Source organism: Bradyrhizobium sp. AZCC 1721 (assembly GCF_036924715.1).
Lineage (GTDB): Bacteria > Pseudomonadota > Alphaproteobacteria > Rhizobiales > Xanthobacteraceae > Bradyrhizobium.
The window spans coordinates 2004887-2024745 of sequence record NZ_JAZHSB010000001.1; the positions used below are offsets into that span (position 1 = coordinate 2004887).

Annotated in this window: 18 protein-coding genes and 1 pseudogene; 5 read left to right on the plus strand and 14 right to left on the minus strand. The window is 58.5% G+C overall.

Features of this window, described 5'->3' with window-relative positions; genetic code table 11:
• Positions 1 to 208 precede the first annotated feature (208 nt).
• From V1273_RS09730 to V1273_RS09750, 5 genes and pseudogenes are all read right to left on the minus strand, one after another.
• Positions 209 to 631, minus strand: coding sequence for a hypothetical protein (locus tag V1273_RS09730; RefSeq protein WP_334383347.1), 423 nt, complete (start codon positions 629 to 631; stop codon positions 209 to 211).
• A 1186-nt stretch (positions 632 to 1817) separates the two neighbouring features.
• Positions 1818 to 2708 (minus strand): ABC transporter substrate-binding protein, encoded by an 891-nt coding sequence (locus V1273_RS09735; RefSeq protein ID WP_334409414.1) that lies wholly within the window; start codon positions 2706 to 2708, stop codon positions 1818 to 1820.
• Between the two features lie 492 nt (positions 2709 to 3200).
• Positions 3201 to 4245, minus strand: a pseudogene (locus tag V1273_RS09740) (IS110 family transposase).
• Between the two features lie 111 nt (positions 4246 to 4356).
• Positions 4357 to 4683 carry a hypothetical protein gene (locus V1273_RS09745; protein ID WP_334409415.1) on the minus strand — a complete coding sequence of 109 codons (327 nt, stop codon included), beginning with the start codon at positions 4681 to 4683 and terminating at the stop codon, positions 4357 to 4359.
• 482 nt (positions 4684 to 5165) lie between these two features.
• Entirely contained in the window at positions 5166 to 5996 is an 831-nt protein-coding gene (locus V1273_RS09750; protein WP_334409416.1) for a substrate-binding periplasmic protein, read from the minus strand.
• Positions 5997 to 6538: 542 nt separating this feature from the next.
• Between V1273_RS09750 and V1273_RS09755 the strand changes: the two genes are divergently transcribed.
• Positions 6539 to 6817, plus strand: coding sequence for a hypothetical protein (locus V1273_RS09755; RefSeq protein ID WP_334409417.1), 279 nt, complete (start codon positions 6539 to 6541; stop codon positions 6815 to 6817).
• A gap of 313 nt (positions 6818 to 7130) precedes the next feature.
• Here the strand turns inward: V1273_RS09755 and V1273_RS09760 are convergent, their stop codons facing one another.
• Both V1273_RS09760 and V1273_RS09765 read right to left on the minus strand, forming a co-directional pair.
• A complete protein-coding gene (locus V1273_RS09760) occupies positions 7131 to 7568 on the minus strand; it encodes a hypothetical protein (RefSeq protein WP_334409418.1) in 438 nt (145 codons plus the stop codon).
• A gap of 122 nt (positions 7569 to 7690) precedes the next feature.
• Entirely contained in the window at positions 7691 to 7915 is a 225-nt protein-coding gene (locus tag V1273_RS09765; RefSeq protein ID WP_334409419.1) for a hypothetical protein, read from the minus strand.
• An 83-nt stretch (positions 7916 to 7998) separates the two neighbouring features.
• On the opposite strand from V1273_RS09765, the gene V1273_RS09770 reads away from it, so the two are divergent.
• Positions 7999 to 9768, plus strand: a complete 1770-nt coding sequence (locus V1273_RS09770) for an adenylate/guanylate cyclase domain-containing protein (RefSeq protein WP_334409420.1) — start codon at positions 7999 to 8001, stop codon at positions 9766 to 9768.
• Positions 9769 to 10039: 271 nt separating this feature from the next.
• On the opposite strand, the gene V1273_RS09775 is transcribed toward V1273_RS09770, so the two are convergent.
• The gene (locus V1273_RS09775) at positions 10040 to 10147 is read right to left on the minus strand and encodes a hypothetical protein (protein ID WP_334384295.1); all 108 of its coding nucleotides are present in this window, start codon (positions 10145 to 10147) and stop codon (positions 10040 to 10042) included.
• Between the two features lie 165 nt (positions 10148 to 10312).
• Here V1273_RS09775 and V1273_RS09780 point away from each other — a divergent pair, with 165 nt between their 5' ends.
• Together V1273_RS09780 and V1273_RS09785 are read left to right on the plus strand one after the other, a co-directional pair.
• On the plus strand, positions 10313 to 11065 hold the full coding sequence (locus V1273_RS09780; RefSeq protein ID WP_334383338.1) for a 50S ribosomal protein L11 methyltransferase: 753 nt from the start codon (positions 10313 to 10315) through the stop codon (positions 11063 to 11065).
• A gap of 477 nt (positions 11066 to 11542) precedes the next feature.
• Entirely contained in the window at positions 11543 to 12346 is an 804-nt protein-coding gene (locus V1273_RS09785; RefSeq protein ID WP_334409421.1) for an MT-A70 family methyltransferase, read from the plus strand.
• 65 nt (positions 12347 to 12411) lie between these two features.
• Here V1273_RS09785 and V1273_RS09790 read toward each other — a convergent pair whose 3' ends face one another.
• The 3 genes from V1273_RS09790 to V1273_RS09800 all read right to left on the minus strand — a co-directional run bounded on the left by V1273_RS09790 (position 12412) and on the right by V1273_RS09800 (position 14590).
• Positions 12412 to 12585: a hypothetical protein gene (locus V1273_RS09790; protein ID WP_334409422.1), complete on the minus strand. Its 174-nt coding sequence runs from the start codon at positions 12583 to 12585 to the stop codon at positions 12412 to 12414.
• Complete coding sequence (locus tag V1273_RS09795) at positions 12582 to 13445, minus strand: aldo/keto reductase (protein ID WP_334383334.1); 864 nt, start codon at positions 13443 to 13445, stop codon at positions 12582 to 12584. Before V1273_RS09795 ends, V1273_RS09790 begins: the two co-directional genes overlap by 4 nt.
• A gap of 362 nt (positions 13446 to 13807) precedes the next feature.
• Positions 13808 to 14590 (minus strand): haloacid dehalogenase type II, encoded by a 783-nt coding sequence (locus V1273_RS09800; RefSeq protein ID WP_334383333.1) that lies wholly within the window; start codon positions 14588 to 14590, stop codon positions 13808 to 13810.
• Positions 14591 to 14973: 383 nt separating this feature from the next.
• Between V1273_RS09800 and V1273_RS09805 the strand changes: the two genes are divergently transcribed.
• On the plus strand, positions 14974 to 15792 hold the full coding sequence (locus V1273_RS09805) for a class I SAM-dependent methyltransferase (RefSeq protein ID WP_334409423.1): 819 nt from the start codon (positions 14974 to 14976) through the stop codon (positions 15790 to 15792).
• Between the two features lie 443 nt (positions 15793 to 16235).
• Here V1273_RS09805 and V1273_RS09810 read toward each other — a convergent pair whose 3' ends face one another.
• The 3 genes from V1273_RS09810 to V1273_RS09820 form a co-directional block, all read right to left on the minus strand.
• Positions 16236 to 16559, minus strand: a complete 324-nt coding sequence (locus V1273_RS09810; RefSeq protein ID WP_334409425.1) for a hypothetical protein — start codon at positions 16557 to 16559, stop codon at positions 16236 to 16238.
• Positions 16560 to 17534: 975 nt separating this feature from the next.
• Positions 17535 to 17759, minus strand: coding sequence for a hypothetical protein (locus V1273_RS09815; protein ID WP_334383328.1), 225 nt, complete (start codon positions 17757 to 17759; stop codon positions 17535 to 17537).
• Between the two features lie 756 nt (positions 17760 to 18515).
• Complete coding sequence (locus V1273_RS09820) at positions 18516 to 19649, minus strand: M20 family metallopeptidase (protein ID WP_334409426.1); 1134 nt, start codon at positions 19647 to 19649, stop codon at positions 18516 to 18518.
• Between the last annotated feature and the right edge of the window lie 210 nt (positions 19650 to 19859).

The window sequence follows — 19859 nt, forward strand, 5'->3', positions numbered from 1 at the left end:
GCGCATATTTTGTCGTCACAGCGCGGATTACGGTTCAGCGGCATGGCCGGTCATAACCCGCAACGGGAATGAGCCCGCAAGTTAGAGCATGATCCGGAAAAGCATGCCCTCGGACTTGATCCGGGGGTGGATACCGGTTTTCCGGAAAAGATCATGCTCAAACAAGAATTTAGAGCGTTATGGCGCTTCAACCTGGAGCCATAGCGCTCTAGCGGCCGTAGGGGAAGCAGCGGGCGCGATCGAGTGTGAGACCGAAATGCGCTCCCAGCGCAGCGATGGCCGCCTCATGCTGAGGATAAGGATCGGCATTGGATGCGGCAACGATGATGATGCGGAAACCGCCGCGATCCTTTCCGCCCGGCGGCAGCATCGCTGTAGTCAGTGCATTGCCCTCCCTGTCGCGCAACGTGAGGAAAAGCGGCATCTCTCGCTGTACATGGGCCTTGAGGCCGACGTCGCGCTCGATCGCGTTGGGTCGCTCCGGACGCCAGGACTGGACTGCCTTCTCCCGCTCGCGGCGAAAATATTTCTCGACCGTATGGCCCATCAGGCGCGACTCATGCGCCGCTTCACCTTCTGTCTCGATACGGAACCAGGCCTTACCGTTCGGCGCGTCGCAAACATACTGCATTTCGCTCGTCCTGCGATCCCCGCAATTCTAGGGCGGCGAGCCTGCAAAACCAATATGAGATTCGCTTCCGTGTAACGCTGCACGATTGTATAACCGCAAGTTCGGCTGCAAGACCGCGCGACTATCGCTCGACAGGCGATAGTAGAGCTCCGATCTGATGAAGCTTCACAAAGCGGTCCGATACGCCCAGCCTAGTAAATCTGTTCACCGCAACATTCGGTTTGGGTCAATCGCGTCGTTCTGACCCTGCGCCAATGACTTCCGGTCTACCCCGATCAGCGGGCATTCGCAGGGTACGTAGGCCCGTCTCAAACGGGTCAAAGGCCGACCTCCCCCGGTCTCGAACGCGTGTCTGCTTTGCCCTCAAGAGCAGAAGCCGCCCGCAGCCGAGGACGGGCTATGGTGGCGACGCCCTTTTGCCCCGTCCCCTTCCTCAACCGGGAGCCGCAGGCGGCCGGAAAAGCCAGTCTACGTTCCATTGTAGAGGAGCGGCACGAAGCCGGCATCTCGACTGCGCGTGGGCAAGCTTCGGAGTGCTCGGTTCAGCGGTTGCGATTGTCCTTTCCATCGGAAGATGGAATGGGCTCGGAATAGAAGCAGCGATGCCGGCCAGAATGGGCTCGACCAAGGAGGTCGCTGCAATCGTTATCATCACTACAGATACTAGGACCACGAGCGCATCGGTCATGATGCGCCTCGAAAATTGCTTCGTCATGATTTGAGCCCTCACAACCGAATTCAAGTACGTGCGCAGTTACAATCTAGTTCGTGCATAAATGGGTATGTGAACGGGGTGCTCACCGCGCGTGGCGGATCATCCCTTTAATAGGCTGGCAGTGAGCAATAGTGTAGCAGCGATCCAGACCTAATAAGCCAATCCGTCCGGTTCCCAGATCCGTCGAAATTGATGCGCCACAGGAGCGCCATAGCCTCTATCTCTAGTGAGTACGCAGCGAAGGTGCACTTTGGATTAGCGTGAGCGCGGGCGGCCCCGCCGTCGGCTCGGATTGAATTCGTCGACCGCGTTCTGCCAAGCAATGATCTCGTCCTCGAACTAGTCCCTGCGATTCGGCGAGATGTAAGTCGATCTCGGAAACCGGCCGGACTTCCCGTCCACCCCGACAAGCAGACCTTTTCAGGGGTCGTCGCCACGGCTCAAATGGGCCATGAGCGGAAGTGGACGTTTCTATTCAATGACCTCGTCGGCGCGGGCGAGTAGGGAGGCTGGAATTACGAGTCCAAGCGATTTTGCGGTCTTGAGGTTGATGGAAAGCAGGAATTTCGAGGGCTGCTCGATCGGAAGGTCGGCCGGTTTGACGCCTTTGAGAATTCGATCGACATAATGGGCGCCACGCCGTGCCAAGACACGCAAGTCAGGGCCGTATGAGATTAATCCACCTGCTCGCACAAGCTCTCGTATCAAGTAGATCGACGGAAGGCCCGCCTGCGACGCAAGATCTGGCACCACGTTCGGCGGAGTGTGAAAGATTGGATCGCCTACTATCCACAATGCATCCGCCCCTTGGGCTTTGGCGGTAGCAATTGCGCCGGGAATTTCACCTGCTTCTCGCACGTCAAGGACGTCAAGCTGAAAGCCAAGCTTAATAGCCGCAGCTGGTGCTTCCCTCGGAAACAGCAACCGCAAGACCTCGTTTGAAAGATTGACCAAAGCAGCCACGCGCTTCGCTTCTGGCAACAGCTCTCGAAGCACCTCAAGCGCCTTTCCGATGAAAGTGCCCGGAACCAACGTGGCCACACCGGTTAGGTTGCCGCCGGGACGGGCAAGGCTTGAAGCAAGTCCGACACCGACCGGATCGGCGACGAACAGTATCACGATCGGTATTTCGGAGGTCGCGTCTTTAGCGGCGCGCGCGGGTTGAGGAGAAACGGCCACGATGAGATCGGGTTTCGATCGCACCAGGTCGGCGGCAAGCGCCGGCAGCCGATCGAAGCGACGACCGGCTTCCTTACGCTCGATAAGGATGGTGGTGCCCTCGATCCAACCGAGCTTACGAAGCTCGTCCGATAAAGCGTCGTAAGCGTCCCCGGTGCACGAAACGGAGCACAGCAGTCCCACGCGCGCCATCCTCGGTGCTGGTTGAGTTGCGGCTGCCGACGCGAAGACAAGCAGCGCAACAAGGACCGGCATCGTAACGGCAACTCGTCTCATTCGATCACCGTGTCGCCGCACCGAAGATTTCCGCAATCGAGAGCCGAGCGTCTTGGCCCCCAAGAAGTCTAAGTATAGCAGCTTCTGGCCGACTGGGCGGATCACAATTGTCCGGTTCGGGTCATGTGTGGACGACGCCCGCGTTGCAAGAAGAATCTGACGTTCGGCTTGCGGTCGGGTGCAAGTCATGTGTCCGGCCTGTTTGCGCGGCACCATGACCGCTGGCCCTGATGTAGTCCGCGGATCGGGTCCCAATCATTCGCACGGGCTTTGACGCCCATGACCCAGAAGCGGGTTGTCCCAATCGACGGCTCGACCGTTTCGCATCACGCCATCATCACCCTCGCAATTCGGTTGTCTTGCTCCGCCGTCGCCTCAGGCTCCTATTGCCAAGCCTCTTCAGGCGGCTGCAGCAAGCTCCGGCGCTCGATAGTGTCCTCCCTTGGCCATGATCGCCCAAGCGATGCGCGCCATCTTGTTGGCAACGGCAACGGCGACGAGCTTGGCCGGCTTCTTGGCCAGCAGCCTCATGACCCAGGGATGCTTTTTGCGGCTGCTGCCGGGCGTGTCGAACAACGGCTGTTGCACCGATGACGAGCAACCGTCGGAGATAGCGATCTCCTTGCTTGGAGATGCCGCCGAGCCGCTCCTTGCCCCCCGTCGAGTGCTGCCGCGGCACAAGTCCGATCCATGCCGCAAAATCCCGACCGGATTTGAAGTCACTCGGGTCTGTGACAGTAGAAGCAATAGCCGTGGCCCCGATCACGCCAATCCCGGGCACGGTCTCGAGGCGGCAGCTCATGTCATTGGCACGATGATGGGCGTGAATGGCGCGATCCAGAGTCCCGATTTGCAATTCCAGAGCAGCGAGTTGATCGACAATGGCCTGCAGCGCCTGTTTCATCGCAGATGGAAGAGCTTCGCGGTTACTTTCGTCCGTGATGATCGCGGCAAGTTGCGCGAGACCTTCGCGCCCCGTCTCCGCAACGAGGCCGAACTCGGCAAGGTGGGCTCGGAGCGCATTGATCAGCTGCGTGCGCTGACGGATTAAAAGATCCCGCGTTCGATGCAACATCAGCACGGCTTGCTGATCGGCCGACTTGATCGGCACGAACCGCATCGATGGGCGTGTCACGGCCTCACAGATGGCGGCTGCGTCGGCAGCATCGTTTTTCGACCGTCTGACATAGCCCTTCACGTAGCTCGGCGGCATCAGGCGCACGGTGTGACCGAGCTTGGAGACTTCACGTGCCCAATGATGAGCGGTTCCGCAGGCTTCCATGCCGACCAGGCAAGGGGGAATCTTGCTAAAGAAGTCAATGACCTGCTTGCGCCGCAACTGACGAGTGATGACGACCTTGCCCGCACTATCCACGCCGTGCACCCGGTGAACGGACATTCTCAGGATAGGCAGGCATGTCTCAAAGGTGCCAACAGGCGACATTGCAGGCTTAGCTTGAAATGAAAGAGACCACCAACAGAGGGGCTTCCACGTTAACGCCGCGGTCGTGGTCCCGCGTGGTCAGCTCCACTTCAGTTTATCGGATCCGCCTCGTTATTCGTTCACGCACAACTCGCCGCGAGCGTGCGAATCAAATCCGCCGCCTTGGCGACCAATGCCTGTGAGTAAAATGAGCCGGCCGGTGGAGTTGCCGAAACGATCGGTTCCCTTGACGATCTTATCCAGTTGGCTGAAGGCTTGGGACTCGGTATCGTACATGCCGGCAGTGGTGGTCGTGAACGTTCCCCCTTTTGCCGTGACTACCACCGTTCCCGCGTAAGATTGCAGTGTCTTGGGCAACGAAGGCAGTCCTGCTGTCTCGGCCATTCCGTGCGCAGTGAAAAACCACATTGCGCCGCTTAGAGCGGGCTCGTTGCTCAAGACTGTTCCGACGGTGCAAAGGTCGATCTGACTTAAGCAACCTTCTTTAGTCATCTGAAGCGCAATTGTCGCCTCAAAGTTTCTGCACTGCGCGGACTGTTGTGCGAAGGTGGCGCTCGTCGGTGGTTTTCATCATGCCCTCCCTCTCTACTGGATGTGCACTCTACGCTCGATGGAAGGGGTAAACTAGAGTGTGCAAGCGCACCCGAATACCGAGTTGACGCTGGCAGGTCGAAAGTCCTTATGGGTCATAAGCGGCTTTGGAGGCGAGCGTAAACCGAAGTCCGGTTTACCTCTGGCAGCCGACGTGACAACGGCTTAAGAGCTATTCCGCAAAGGGCCATGAGCGGAAGAATTGTTCAGTAGTACAGTGCGGCCTCCTGTCCGTGAGCAGACGCCTTAACATTCATGCATCTAGCCTTGCTTGGCACCGTGAGGGTAGATCAGCGGTCGTAGTGTCAGTCGCACCAGGCTTTGCATCCTTACTGGAGACCTGTGCTGGAAGGGGGTAGATAGGTAATGCCATACTTCGCGTAGATCTGCGCTGGTATCCGCTGCTCGACAACTCGTGACACCGCAGCATCCACGGCTCCAAGCAGCGCATCGTCCGCTCGGCGAAGCCCGACTGAAACACTCCAGCGCAGTGTCGGTTCTGGCTCGTATCCGTCGGGTATCCTTACTGCCGTGCTGGGATGTTCGTGCCGATACCAGCCGACAATCACGGGGTTTGTGGCGCCGACTTCGATTTCGCCTGCCTCGATCGCGGCAATTATGTCTTCTTGAGAGGCGAAGACCGAAAAGCGGAAGCCGTGTTTGGCCAGCCACTCGTGCTCGACGGTGCCAACCATGACGCCAATCTTCTGACCGTGCAAATCCTCAAGCCGACGAACCGAAGATCGAGTTGAAATGACGAGGACAACACCGCTGTCTGCGTAAGGTTTCGAATAGCGAAGAGGTAGATGGGTTGTCAGCGGCCCGGTAAGTCCCTCCCGATCGTAGCTTGCAGCGGAGGCGACGACGTCCATCAAGATATCGCAATCCGAGTTCTTAATATCACCGGCGTTTCGAACCCAGGTCACACCGAGCTCAAATCCCATCTCGTGCGCCAACGCTTCCGCGAGTTCGACTTCGAATCCGGCAAGACCGCCTCTATCGGTGAGGTTCGAATAAGGAAGTGCGGATGGGTTGGCGCAGAGGCGTAGGATACCGGTCTGCCGCACCTCCGCCAGAGATCTAGCGTCCGCACAATTTCTTGTGCCTGGGGCGATAAGCGTCGCGAGTACGGCAATGCCAAGCATCAGACCATGATGCATCAACGAGGCTCCAGATTCCAAAGCGCGCGCCGAGGCAAGTATTCACCCACCTTAAATAGTAGCGGTGTGGTCAGGCGACAACCCGAGTACCGCCGTCAACACGATCAGTTGCCCCGCTCCTCACATCTGAGGTTCGCATCTAGGCGCCATCGGAAGCGCGCTGCCAAGGTCGCCTTAGGGTCATTCACGTCGGTCCGCCCCTAACTTCGGGACTTCCGGTCTACCCCGGACTCCGGACATGTCGCTGCAATGCGTCAACTGAAGCGGTGGGCCAACATCGGAAGTTGGGCGCGCTAGTCAATCACGTCTTTGTCGCTACGCCGCTCCATCCAGGCTCGATACGACCGCCGCGATGGCGTGGATGACTGGGGGCGGCAATCATTACTTGTCGCGGACCATCGCGCCGGCGCGCCCAACCGGATCTCGCATATGGCTTCGACGCCTATCTGAACGGCTGTTCAGGAAACTATTCCCCGTTTACTGGAACGTGTGGAGTGCTTGAAACGTTGACTGCGCTCATCCACCAATGGAGGAGAAATCACGTGTTAAAGAAATTCTTGATCGTCGCCGGCACCATACTGTTCGCTTCGTCTGCGTTCGCGCAGTCGGCGACCACGAAGAGCGCTCCCGGCCAGCAGATGCAGAAAGCACAGGAAACCGGCAAGCCGTCCACGGGTCCGGGCGCTTCGGAATATACACCGGGCCACAAGATGAAGGCCGCCAAGAAGATCGGAGCGAAATCTGCCGGACCGGGTGCCTCTGAATACGCGCCGGGCCATCAGACAACGACCGGTTCTTCCACGACGACTAAGAAGAAGTAAGCTCTATATTCGAGGCAAAAGGAATGGCTCGGCAACGTAATGTGTGCCGGGCCTTTTTGCTGCTCACGCGTATAACCGTACAATTCACGAGAAAACTTCTTTTGCCCGCTTCACCCCCGCCGTCAGAGTTTTTATCATGCCTGCGTGCGGAGGTCGGTGCGCGGGTTGCTCCATGTCGGCTCTGGCTCATTCGCGTCGGTTTGCCCTGCCGCAAACTACTTCCAGTCTTCCCCCAACTGCGGACATCACGCATTGGGACCACCACTTCCGAAAAGTGCCAGGAGCCGGCATTCAGTTCGCTCTCGCGGATGGGCTAGCTCCGCTCGCGGGGGCCCTGCGGCGGCTGAGGATTGTTGGCGGGGTTGGTATCGTGCTTGGATATTCGAGTGATGAGCCCGCTAGTGGCGAGCGGCTGCAAGTCCGCCTCCAGCGCGTCAGCAATCTCCTTGGCATAGACCTCCCGGTCGTCCACGTAGACTGTAAAGGATCTCAAATACTTTTCCTTCTTCGCCGGATTTTCGATCGTCGCCTTCGTCCACTGGTAGAGCGGATAGTTTTCGACGCGGTGCTCTTCTGCTGCGGCGACATACTCCGCAAAGGCGTCGAACTGGCATTTCAGCGCAGCGCGATGCTCGGCGAGGATATCGAACAGCGGCGCCAGTGCCGGAACACGGAGTTTTCGGCGTACCGATTCCGCCGTAGCGGAATCGTTTACATCGAACCTAACCTGATACTGCCACTGAGAAGTCACGCTAGTCTCGCATTCTGTCGCACCCGATTTGTCCCTTTCCGATCGCAAGGCGTACCGCTTCCTCACGAGCAGGTCCGGCACGCGTATCAAGAGCTGGCCGCAATGTCAGGCGGACCGTTTCGTTAGTAGCTCCTCTTTTTGGCGAGGCGCTCGTTGAACGAACGAAGATCGATCATGATTCGTTGGTGGGTTCCGCTGCGCGATGCCTTCTTGAAGTCCGGTTCGCCCTCAATTGCGGTCATTGGCGTGCAGCGCAGCGAACGACGCAAAGGGCCATTATCGGACATGAACTCGATCTGGTTCACCTGGTCGGCACAGGCCGGCAACAAACTGTGCAGATGAGCCAAGGTGATCGTCTCCAGAGAGCGCAGCTTACCCCGCGCGTCCGCATCTGCTAGACTGGGGAGCTAGGATATTGGGCGGGACGACAATGGACGACCCACCGATCACAAGGCGTTTGGCTGCAATTATGGCAGCGGATGTTGCCGGCTACAGCCGCCTGATGTCGACGGACGAAGAGGTGACCCTGCGGACTTTAGACGGGTATCGTCGCACGATTTCCGATCTCATAGCAGAACATGCGGGCCGGATTTTCGGAACCGCCGGAGACAGCGTGATTGCCGAATTCAGCAGTGCAGTGCAGGCCGTGCGGGCCGCCGTGGCGATCCAGCGCTCGCTTGATCGCCACAATGCCGATCTTCCTCAGGACCGAAGGATGGAGTTTCGCATTGGCATCAATATTGGCGACGTGATGGCGGATGGCGATAACCTGCTCGGCAATGGCGTGAATGTGGCTGCGCGACTGGAAGGAGTGGCCGAACCAGGCGGAATTTGTATCTCAGGTGCGGTGCGTGATCAGATCGAGGGTAAGCTGAAATTTGCGCCCACGCCGCTTGGGCAACGCTCGCTAAAGAATATCACCCGTCCCGTCTCGGTCTATTCCGTGGGTTGGCAACCTGAGCATCCGGTTGCGACCGGCGTGTTGGGCGGTGCGCTGGCACTTCCAGACAAGCCGTCTATTGCAGTGCTCCCATTCTCAAACATGAGCGGAGATCCCGAACAGGAGTATTTCGCGGACGGCATCACTGAAGACATCATTACCGCTCTGTCTCATCATCGGTGCTTCTTCGTCATCGCTCGGCAATCGACGTTTGTCTACAAAGGGCGAGCTGTTGACGTGAAACAGGTCGCTCGCGAGCTTGGCGTGCGATACATCCTTGAACGCAGCGTACGACGGGCTGGTCAGCGCGTACGGATTACAGGGCAGCTAATCGAAGCAGAAACCGGCAATCACCTCTGGGCTGAGCGGTTCGACCGCGATATGGCTGACATCTTCGCGATACAGGACGAAATCACCCAGAGCGTGGTCGGCGCAATTGAACCCGAGATGCTGCTGATCGAGGGGCAAAGAGCCTTCCGGAAGAGCGTCGGCAATTTGGACGCCTTCGACTGCTGTATGCGCGCGATGTGGCATTTTTCGCAGCTCGCACCTGAAGAGCACGAGCAAGCCGTCGCTCTCATACGCCAGGCGATAACGCTCGATCCGACCCTTGCCCAGGCCCACATGACGCTTGCCCGCACGCTGAACGCCCGGATTTGGTATGGGTGGAGCAGCGACATTGCGGGGGACGTGTCTGACATCTATGCAGCTGCGGCGCGTGCGGTCTCGCTCGATGACCGCGACCCTTACAGCCACTATGCCTTTTGCTGGGCAAGCCTGCTGAAGCAACTTCATGCCCAGGCGCTTGGCGAGGCGCAACGTTCGATTGACCTCAATCCAAATTTCGCATTGGGCTTTTTCTCGCTTGGTTTGGTTCGCGTCTATATTGGGCACTTCACGGAAGCACTAGATTCGTTGCTACACAGCCTCCGCCTGAACCCGAACGATCCTCAGTCCGGAAGCTTCCTGAGCTTCGTCGCATTGGCTCATTACCATCAGGAGAACTACGACGAGGTTGTGCATTACGGCGAACTCGCGGTCCGTGCACGACGTCCCTATCTCGCCCTGAGAGCGCTCATCGCGAGCCTAGGCCAACTTGGACGCGTAGAGGAAGCACAGCCCTTAGTGCGTGAGTTTATCTCCCGCCAGCCGAAGGACCCGCGGCGGCAATTCGAAGTTACAACGCCCTACCTTGAGTCGAAGTATCGCGAACACCTCGCAGATGGTTTATGTCGAGCGGGTGTAACGAACTTGCGATGATGGACGACAAGTTTTCGGCTTTTCACGCGAACAACACGGCATAATCTCAAGCCGTGGAGAGGCTGTCTCACGGAACTAGCAACCGCTCAAACTTCCGCTGGTCATGACTTCGCCGCGACGATGTCCGTTGTGGGTCAATCGCGTCGGTCGACACCGATAAACAGACATCCAGCGCCTGCTTCGGCATGTCTCAAAGGTGCCAGGAACGGACTCGTGCACCGCAGCAGTTATTGTCGCTATTCGATCACCTCGTCGGCGCGGGCGAGCAGTGTCATTGGAATGTCGAGGCCGAGAGCCTAGCGGTCTTGAGGTTGATATTCAGGGTAACGTCCGTCGCTTGCTGGACGGGAAGCTCCGCCGGACGCGCCCCTTTGAGGATGCGATCAACGTAGTCCGCGGCGCGTTGCCATCGTTTGAAAAGTTAGCCGAGTACGACATCAGTCCTCCTCTCCGAACCGAGTTCAGCGTCAGTGGCTTCGCAACGTTGAGGAACATTCATCCGGTTTGATTCTTTACTAAGGGGCGGAGAAAGTTCAGGTGACACTTGAATGTTGGTGAGAAGACCATCGAACGAGACGACTCGTTAAGCCCAGCACGGGCCGTTTATCGCACACTGGTGCACTTCTTCTCCTATCACTTCATTCTTACCCGTAAACAGTCAACCACGACCCACGTCGAAGGACTTGATCTCGCGGTGTTGCCATCGGTCTTCCATCCGAAGATCTTCCTGACCAGCGCATTTTTCGCGCGATTTCTGCAATCGTTAGACTTACAGGGAAAAAACGTCGTAGAAATCGGCACCGGCTCTGGAATACTCTCACTGTCGGCAGCCAAGGCGGGCGCTAAGTCGGTCATTGCCTTGGACATAAATCCCGCGGCCGTCAAGGCTGCCAACTTAAACGCAGCAAAGAATGGTTTTGAGGAAGTAAGAGCGTTTCAATCCGATCTGTTTTCCGCCATACCGGCGGAGCGCAAGTTTGATATCATCATCTCTAGCCCACCATCTTTCTCGGGTGAGCCACGCGACGATGCTGACCGAGCTTGGCATGCTGGTCCTGGTTACCGGGATATCTTGCCTCTGTTCAAGCAGTCCGCTCAGAGGTTGCACCCGAATGGAAGAATGTATCTCCTACTTTCATCAGACAGCAACCTCGCTTTGATGGATCGCCTGATCCGTTCAGCCGGCCTTAGCTCGAAGCAGATTGCAAAGCGCTCAATTTGGGTAGAGGCGTTCTATCTGTATGAGCTTTCGTTGGCAGAAACTAATCTAATACCCGATTACGAACATCAGATTTGACGGTCTCGGCGTCGTTCCAGGACCGCCAACCCCGTCCAAATTTCAAACTCTTTGGCCGCTCCCGACCACTTTCGATGTCCGTTGAGGGTCACAAGCTGCGGTCGAAGGATCGCTGATGCGAAGTCGGGACTGCCCTCAATACCAGACCAGCCGCAAGCGACGAAGTTGGTCGGCTTGGGGCCACAAGCGGTCATTCGATCACCTCGTCGGCGATGGCGAGGAGTGCCCGCGGCAGTTCAATCCCGAGCGCCTTGGCCGTCTTCAGATTGACGACGAACTCGAATTGGTGCCGATGCGCGGCAACATGGTGTCGCCGCCGTCTGGACCCAAGAGATCGCGGCCGTGTTCAAGGAACGCGATGTCATTTACCTTGCGGACAACGACAAGCCGGGCGCGATAAAGCTGCCAGGCGGGACAGGCGCTCACAGGCGTTGACAGGAGCATTCGCATTGCGAGCTGCCGGTCTTCGGCCGAGCGATGTGGCCAGCGTGGATATTTCGTTGGGGCAGGATCGTGAGGTGTACCGTGCCGATCACTCCCTGGTTTTTCGAGCCGTTGTTGCCGCGTTCATTCCGGCTCGTGCTGATTGATCCGCCGTGGGAATTTCAAACCTACTCGCGTGCCGGACAAGGCAAGTCTGCTCAGGCACATTACACCGTGATGCCGCTCGACGCGATCAAGGCGCTTCCTGTCCGCGATCTCTGCCAGGATGACGCCATCGTGATGTGTTGGGCCACCATACCTATGCTGCCGGACGCGCTCGCCTGCCTTGAAGCGTGGCGTGTCAGGTATAAAAGTAACATCGTCTGGCGCAAGGTCACGAGGCGCGGGAAGCTGCGTATGGGTTGCGGATTTTGGACGCGATCAATGCACGAGCAGGTCCTGATCGGCACCATCGGAAAGCCGCCACTGATCACGTTTCCATCGATCTTTGACGGCATCGCGCGCCAGCACAGCCGCAAGCCGGATGAGCTTTATCAGATGATCGCGGATCGCACGCCGGGTTGGCGGCGCGCCGACATCTTCTCGCGTGAGACGCGCCACGGCTGGCACGCGTGGGGTAGCGAGGCTGGCAAGTACGATGATGAGGTGCGCGGCGCCCCAATCCGTCAGGCTGGCATCAAGCAGCGCCAGGCGCAAAAGGAAACGATAGGCGAAAGCGATGCCCCAAAGCTGGATTGTGTTCCGGCTCCGAACATTGACGCCTTTCGGCGTCCAACCTTGACCCCGGTCGCGGCAATCTTTTTCGGACGCGGCCTCAGTCAGTTAATCGATCCATAGTGGGGTCAATATTGGACGCCAAAAGGGGCAAACCAGACACCGATCTACACCTTTGGATATGGCCACTACTTTTTCATGCCGACGAGAATCGAGCGCGCGTGGTCGCCGAAATCGACACGCAGCCGTACGAGCCTCTCCGAATGTGCCACGTCCTCGACAGCGAGAGTGGTCCCGACGCGGACGTCGATCTTGTCGAGGTCAGAGATGGGGATGAGGGGTTTGATGTGCGCCGGATTCATGTTCCACTCTTTGCTGAGGCTCGGTCGATCGCGTCGAATTCGGTCTCACTCAAGCGCCAACCGAGTGCATCGAGATTGGTCCTGGCGTGATGAGGCTTGGTCGCGCCGGGGATGGGGATCACGTGACTGTCGCGCGCCAACAGCCAGTTCAGGGCGACCTGGCCGATGCTGGCGTCGTGCGCGCGGGCAATATCGGCGAGACACGTCAGCAGCGCTTTCGTGCCCATGCTGTCCGACGGCTGCGTGAGGCGGCCGGACGCAAGGGGAAAATACGCCACCAGTGCCACATCGAGCTCACGGCAGGCTTCGAGCACGCCATTCGTTTCCGCTGCTCGTCGGAGCAGGCTGTAGTTGACCTGATTGGCGGCGAGCGGCACGCCTGCCCTTGCGAGGTGATCGGCGATGCGGCGCATCTGGTCCGCATTGAAATTTGCCACGCCGACCGCGCGTGCCTTGCCGGACTTCACCGCTTCGACGAGGCCTTCGGCGAACACTCCCGCGTCGATGAAGGGCAGCGGATAATGGACATAGTAGAGATCGATTGTCTTGAGGCCCAAGCGCGCGAGCGAACCGTCAAGCGCGCTCATCAGGCGTCGCGGAGAGGTTCGGCCCGGAAAGGGAAGGAATTTTGATGCTATCACCGCGCGGGTGGGACCGGCGCGCAAGCAGTCACCCACGACGCGCTCCGAGAAATAGATCTCAGCCGTGTCGATCATGCACGGGCCGGCATCATGAATGGTCCTGTAGGTTTCCAACACGGCCCCACGATCGGCACGCCGCCACTTGTTCGTGCCGATGCCCAAGGGCAGCACATCGATGCCGGTTCGACCCAGAGGGCGCGTATCATGATCTGCGGGCATCGCTGGACCTCTCACAAGGCGCCGTTGGCTGGCTGGTGTGATGACGCTGGCGTTTCAAGGTTACGCCATAGCGACTACGGCCGCATCATCTTCTGCGGCTACGTCCGTATCAGGACGACGCCAAGGATCAGGAAGGTTGCACCGGCAAGCCGGATCAGGCTCGCGGGGTGAACGGGAATGCCAGCAGACCGAGGCGGTCAGATGAGGCAGAATTGATGTCCGCTTGTCCCCCCAATAGCGGGGCGTGGGTCCGGGTTGGGCCAAACCCGGGCATTCGGCACTCTCCGTTAGCACGGCCGATCTCTAGAACCGCTCGTTGAGTACGGGCCCTATAGTCCTCTTGAGCGATGGCCTACCAGTGCTCAGCCGCGCAGCAGCGGCGCTAGATCGGTGATCGCCTTGACGATTGTATCAACCTGGAATCCCAATTCCTCGGGAACCTCGACGGTACTGCGCTGAATCCAAAATGTCCGCAGTCCGGCCGACGCGGCGGCGACAGCGTCCCAGTTATTCGCCGAGACGAAGCCGAGCTCGGGGTTGCTTACCTTCATGCGCTCGGGCGCGAGGTTGTAGACGCGCGGGCTGACCTTGAAGATCTTCACCTCCTCGACGCTGATGATGTCGTCGAGCAGATCGCGGATGCCTGCGCTTTTCGCGGCCGCCTCGAGCATTCTGGGCTCACCGTTGGACAGGATCGCAAGCTTGATCCCCTGTTTCTTCAGTGCATCGAGGCCCGGCTTCACGTCCGGGAAGGCCGCGAGGCTCAAATAAGCATCCATCAGCTGTTTCTTCTTGTCGGCCGTCAGGTCGAGCTGGAGATTCTTGCTCGCCCAGACCAACCCGTCCTCGGTCAGGCCCCAGAAGTCGCGATGGCGGCCCATGAGGCTGCGCATTAGGCTGTATTGCAACTGCTTGAACCGCCAGATTTGCGCCAGCTGGTTGCCCTTGCCAGGGAACAACTGCTCGCACAACGCCGTAACTGAGAAGACGTCGAACAGTGTGCCGTAGGCATCAAATGCCAACGCCTTGATAGACTTGAACTGCCCGCTCATCTGGGCGGCGGCCGGTGTCGCAGCCCATGCCGTGCCCACCACTGCCGCCGTGGCACCGGCGAGTTTCATGAACTCTCTACGATCGCTCGACATTTTCGCCTCCTTGTGGATTGCCGTTCCGAGTCAACGAGACCTTTTGGCCACGAGACTTCCGTTGTGGGTCAGCCGCGTCGTTCTGACGGCGCGCAGGCCACTTCCGGTCTACCTCAAAAAGCAGACATGTTTAGAGTCCGGAGGCACGTCTCAAAGGGGCCATTCCAGACGTACGAAGGCACTCGCTCGTCATTCTTAAATGATAGCCGCTTTGTCCTTTTCATCGGCCTAAGAAAGCGCTCGATGGGCCGCAGAACGTCGGTAGCCAGAATACGCACGCAGGATTGAAGGTTCGAATACTGAGGTCGTCCTTGCCTGGATGCAATCGAATAAACATGCTTGAATGTCCCGGTGGCCGACCTTTGCCAGGAAAGAGCTTCGTAATGAGCTTTGATCCCGAAGCAATCCGCGCCTTCGAACATGCTGGGTGGCAACGCGCTGCTGCAAGCTACGGTGATAGCTTCGCACATGCGACGGCGCCCTTCGTCGGGCCGTTGCTTGAAGCCGCCGAATTCTCGCCGGGCCAGCATGTGCTCGACGTTGCGTGTGGGCCTGGCCATCTCGCGGCGGCCGCCGCGGCACGTGGCGCGACCGCACAAGGACTGGATTTTTCTGCAGCGATGGTCGGCGTTGCACGGAACATGCATCCTGAAATCGTTGTGACTGAAGGGGACGCAGAAGACATGCCGTATCCCGACGGTATGTTCCATGCTGCCGTATCTGGTTTTGGTATGCACCACGTACCACGGCCGCAGGTCGCACTTGCTGAGTGCAGGCGCGTGCTGAAACCCGGTGCCCGCATAGCCTTTACGGTATGGGCTGCACCCGATGAGAACATTGCCTGGTCTCTCGTGTTCGACGCGGTGGCTCGGCACGGCAACCGGTCGGCCACGGATGCTCCACCGCCGGGCGCACTGAACCGGCCCGAGCAATGCCTGCGCGCCCTCGAAGCAACCGATTTTATAGACTGCTCTGCTGAGGTAGTTCGCGCTGAATGGCTCTTGCCAAGTGCCGATGGGCTGGTTGCAGCACTTTCAGTCGGTACCGTGCGGATGGCGGCACTGATCACGGCGCAAGAGCCATCGGCGCTGGCCGCGATGATAAATGACATCGCGGGTCAGGCCGAACGCTTCCGCCGAAACGACCACCTTGCAATTCCCATTGCCGCAGTGCTGGCCCGTGGCCGCAAGTCTACTGAATGACGATCATCGACAGCTACGACATCAGTGCAGCTGACGAGCCGGAGTTGCTCGAAACGCTTCCGCGCGCCACCCATGGCACTCGCGTGCCGTAAAGGCGCGCGAGTGGCAAGCAGGTCCGCGGCGTTTTACCGTGTCCGCCGCGGCAGCGGTCAAGCGCTCTAGAGATATTGAAGGGCATATCCGCCTTGGGTCAATATGACTTGGCGGGCAGGGCAGCTTCTGACCCAAAGCCGACATGGCCGCCGGCGCTGCCGATGTCCGCTTCCAGGAGCAAGACGGACTTGGCGCTGCCGCCATTGCTAGGCTGGCGTGTCAATTACAAATCACGCTGATCGCCGGAATATTCTTTTTGCACGCATCAAGCGCTAACCGGCAGGCAACCCCGGCGACCCGGCAGCATCTCTGACGATCGGAGTTCACCGCGCGCCGGTCGTTGTGAGTTTTTACTGCACTTCGCGCTCGAAAATTTCCTCGGGTACCGCCGCGAGTTTCTGCCAGCGCGGGGATTGATCGTAAGAAATGTCCACATCGGAAAGCCCCGTGTCCGTCGAGGCGTTTTTTGGCCGCCCGTCGCGTTGGGCAGCGGCCTGTTCGCAGCCGATGCAACCCGGGCAGCGGCGTTTGGTGCTTGATAGATCAAACACTCGACTAATCCGTAAAAACGACCACGCATGTTCACCGCCGTTCCGCTTCCAGGTCACATCCACAGCGTTCCCGAGGAGGGTTGCGCCGGGCAATTCTTGCTTGCGCGCCCCGACGAGATACATGCCCTTGGCTGCGGTACAGGGGGCTGGATTGAGCCAACGCGGTTTCTCGCCGGAGCGCGCACACAAGAGAGCTCCTCTAATTTGCGATATTATGAAAACTGAATCGTTCGGAAAGCCGGCAGTCCGGATGTACCAATTTGGGTAGTACTGGGTAGCTGTCAGAACCGATCCGGTTCAGGTTCGTGGCTAGGGAGCCATCCCGATCCCGATGCCGATAATTGCCAGCGATATGACGATCACCAGCACGTCAATCGTCAGCCATGTGGGTATGCGCTTTGCAGGTTGGGTCATAGCGTGTGCCCTCCGCAGCCACGTTATGTACCGGAAGAGCGCAAGTGGCTGTGAACGAGTTCACATGTTTGCAAAACCGCGGCCAGCATCACCGCCCTGGCACTTACCGGACATCTTGAGCCTAACCGGCGATGTCCGTTACACGTGGATAGTGTTGCAAAAGTCGAAAATTGAACGACGCCGAAAATCTCGCAAAAGCTGATTTTTAACCGGCTCCGCCACTGCAATACTGCGTAGCGCCCATACGAAGCTCCGTGGTCGTTTTTTGTGTGAAACGATGTGGTCCCTCATATCGCTGCGTGCGAAAGGCATCAGCGGTCCTGAAAAATTTTGGTCGTCACCCCAAAAGACTTTTTCAACACTATCCGTGTGAACCGGACATTCCCGGCCTAAGCCGCGATGTCCGCCAATGACCCCGAAGCGGACGTGGCGACAGTCGCCGCGCTCGAAAAGCGGGTGGCGACTCTCTAGGCTTTCCTGTCGGTAGATTTCGCGGCCTAAACAACTTTGGTGCTGTCGGCTTGCCCCTTTTCGGCGGTCCAGCCCTGTCCCGTTGCGGATTAAGCGGGATCGGCTTCAGCGGTGCGGCGCCGGGCAGGGCTCTGGCGTGACAAACCCATTGCCGACGCGGTGCGCGATGCCGCTTCAGCCGCGTCATCGCGCACCTCCCGCAAGCGCGAGGACCTACATCTCCTTCTTTGTCTTCTTGGTCTTCTTCGTCTTCTTCGCGGCCTTCTTGGCGGCCGACATCTCGGAGTTACCCAGCGCGACCGGCTGGTCTACTGCCGCCTGCGCCTTTGCGTCCACAGAAGACTTGGTATCGTGAGCTACGGCGCTACCGGCAGCAATTGCGGCAGATCCGGCGAGGAGCGATGCAACAAGAACCGGAACAGATATATTCTTGAGCATGTGGTATCCTTTCAGCTTAGGGGCTGGAAACCGGCCACCTCTGGTGGCCGTGAGATCACGTTAGCCGACGAAACTGAATTCACCGTGAACAGAAGGCCCGGCTTCCGTTCACGTTCAGCCTCGACGAGCTGGGCTATCTTCCCTTCGCACAATCCGGCGGCTCCTGTTCCATCTCGTCAGCCGGCTCTACGAGCGTACCTCCGGACTTCCGGAGTGACGTCCCATGACTTCCGCTTTTGGCGCAAAGCGGCCGTTCGTTGCTTGCGACCGATAAGGCCAGCCTGAATATCTGCATCGACTCTTGGAGGACGCGGGCTATGGCAACCGTGATGTCTGCTTCTAGGGAAAAAGCGAACCTGGTTAGGCCGTCTGAATGTCGCCTTGTGGCCAAACTGGAAGTGGCTATCACGCAGTGCGATGTCTGCTGTTGAGGCAAAACCAGGCGCAGTCTCAGTCGTCGTCTCGGCCATTGGCCGGCTTATGTCATAACATCTGATTTGCGTATTGCGGCAAGTGTGAGTAAGAGACAATTTGCGGTACCGCGCGCCGGAAATAAAGCCGACTCCGGGACGCGTGAGGCGGGACGTCTTTGATCGGGAGCCCGTTCCGTCTAGGATCGTTGCATCGTACCGCGAAACATCGCTTCGTTTGTCGTAAGCCCCTCGCAGAATTGTAAACGAAGGTCCTAGAATATTTGCCGAGCCTTTCAGTCCATTAATGGGCGGAAAATTGGAAGTGTCCGCGGCGGCTCTCTGCCTAGTCGGACCTTCCGGACCATCGTGCAGCAAGCCGCGAGTAGATATCCGCCGCGTCGCGAATGCGTTGAACCGAACAATATTCATCTGTTTGATGAGCCTTCGCTGCTTCGCCTGGGCCTAAGATGACGGTCGGAGGATTGCCGAAGGCGGGGGTCAAGGCTGAAGCGTCCATAAAATAGGGCGCCGTTCGGGGTTCGGAGCCGGCGTCTTCACCAGTGACACCACGGACGATCTCGTACACGTCCTCTATCCAAGGCGAGGACGGATCGGTCCAGACAGCGCCGACGTCGACCGTGGGCTCCAGCGAAATGTCGTCTCCAAGCTCCGCCTTCAAATGCTCCTGAATGCGTGAGTGATCCAGTCCTGGAATGCTACGGATATCGATACCGATTTCCGCGCGATCGGGCACAGAATTGACATTGAGGCCGGCGTGAACGGTGCCGACATTGAGCGTCGGCGATCCCAGATAAGGATGTGGCGCTACGTTGAACTGAAAAGTTTCCAGAGCCGTGAGCACGCGCGCGGCTTTGTAGGCGGCGTTGACGCCGAGATGAGGCATCGATCCATGGGCGGTGATGCCCTTGAGGATCAATCGGAGCCAGAGCGCGCCCTTGTGTCCGACCAGGGCTGCATTTGAGGTGGGCTCCGCCACGACGATTGCGCCCGCACGTCCGAGATTACCAGCGCGCGCGAGATGGAATGCGCCCTCGCAGCCGATTTCTTCTCCCGCGGTGATAACGAGAAGCGCGCCGCTGGTGCCTTCTAACTGCTCGGTCATGTTACCGATGGCCGCGACGAAAGCTGCTACGCCGCATTTCATATCCGTCGAGCCGCGGCCATACATCTTCCCGTCAATGATCTCGCCGGCAAACGCATCGACGGTCCATGGCGCATTTCCAAGCGGAACCGTATCGACATGACCGGTGAAGCACAGCGGAGGCTTGCTGCCGACCCCGCCAATTCTTGCGATCAAATTTGCGCGGTCTGGAGCGAAGGTATGGAGCGAGGTTTCCAATCCAGCGCCAGCAAGGATTCTTTCCAAGTGACGAATGCAACTTAGCTCATTACCTGGCGGGTTGATTGTATTGAAGGCAATGAGTTCGCGTGAAAGTTCGATGGGATCAATCGGCATGGTTACGTCACAGGCCTCCGCTTGATGCGATTGTACCATCAACGCCTCTGCACGCCAGACTCCGCCGGTGTATCCGTTCGAGTACGGTTCAAGGTGCGTGTCGTGGAGCAGAGGGTTCCCGCATTGTCACCGGCCCACCTTACGGGGTGAGTCATGATGCTGCTTGGAGGGCGCGCGCAGGCCTCAACCCATGATTGGTCGGTTCACCAA

Bases quoted from the DNA above. Each gene is read 5' to 3' on its own strand.
- V1273_RS09820 (WP_334409426.1), bottom strand. From the start codon at position 19,649: ATGCCGATTGATCCCATCGAACTTTCACGCGAACTCATTGCCTTCAAT.
- V1273_RS09800 (WP_334383333.1), bottom strand. From the start codon at position 14,590: ATGTCGAGCGATCGTAGAGAGTTCATGAAACTCGCCGGTGCCACGGCG.
- V1273_RS09770 (WP_334409420.1), top strand. From the start codon at position 7,999: ATGGACGACCCACCGATCACAAGGCGTTTGGCTGCAATTATGGCAGCG.
- V1273_RS09750 (WP_334409416.1), bottom strand. From the start codon at position 5,996: ATGCATCATGGTCTGATGCTTGGCATTGCCGTACTCGCGACGCTTATC.
- V1273_RS09815 (WP_334383328.1), bottom strand. From the start codon at position 17,759: ATGCTCAAGAATATATCTGTTCCGGTTCTTGTTGCATCGCTCCTCGCC.
- V1273_RS09805 (WP_334409423.1), top strand. From the start codon at position 14,974: ATGAGCTTTGATCCCGAAGCAATCCGCGCCTTCGAACATGCTGGGTGG.
- V1273_RS09810 (WP_334409425.1), bottom strand. From the start codon at position 16,559: ATGTATCTCGTCGGGGCGCGCAAGCAAGAATTGCCCGGCGCAACCCTC.
- V1273_RS09785 (WP_334409421.1), top strand. From the start codon at position 11,543: ATGTGGCCAGCGTGGATATTTCGTTGGGGCAGGATCGTGAGGTGTACC.
- V1273_RS09790 (WP_334409422.1), bottom strand. From the start codon at position 12,585: ATGAATCCGGCGCACATCAAACCCCTCATCCCCATCTCTGACCTCGAC.
- V1273_RS09795 (WP_334383334.1), bottom strand. From the start codon at position 13,445: ATGCCCGCAGATCATGATACGCGCCCTCTGGGTCGAACCGGCATCGAT.
- V1273_RS09730 (WP_334383347.1), bottom strand. From the start codon at position 631: ATGCAGTATGTTTGCGACGCGCCGAACGGTAAGGCCTGGTTCCGTATC.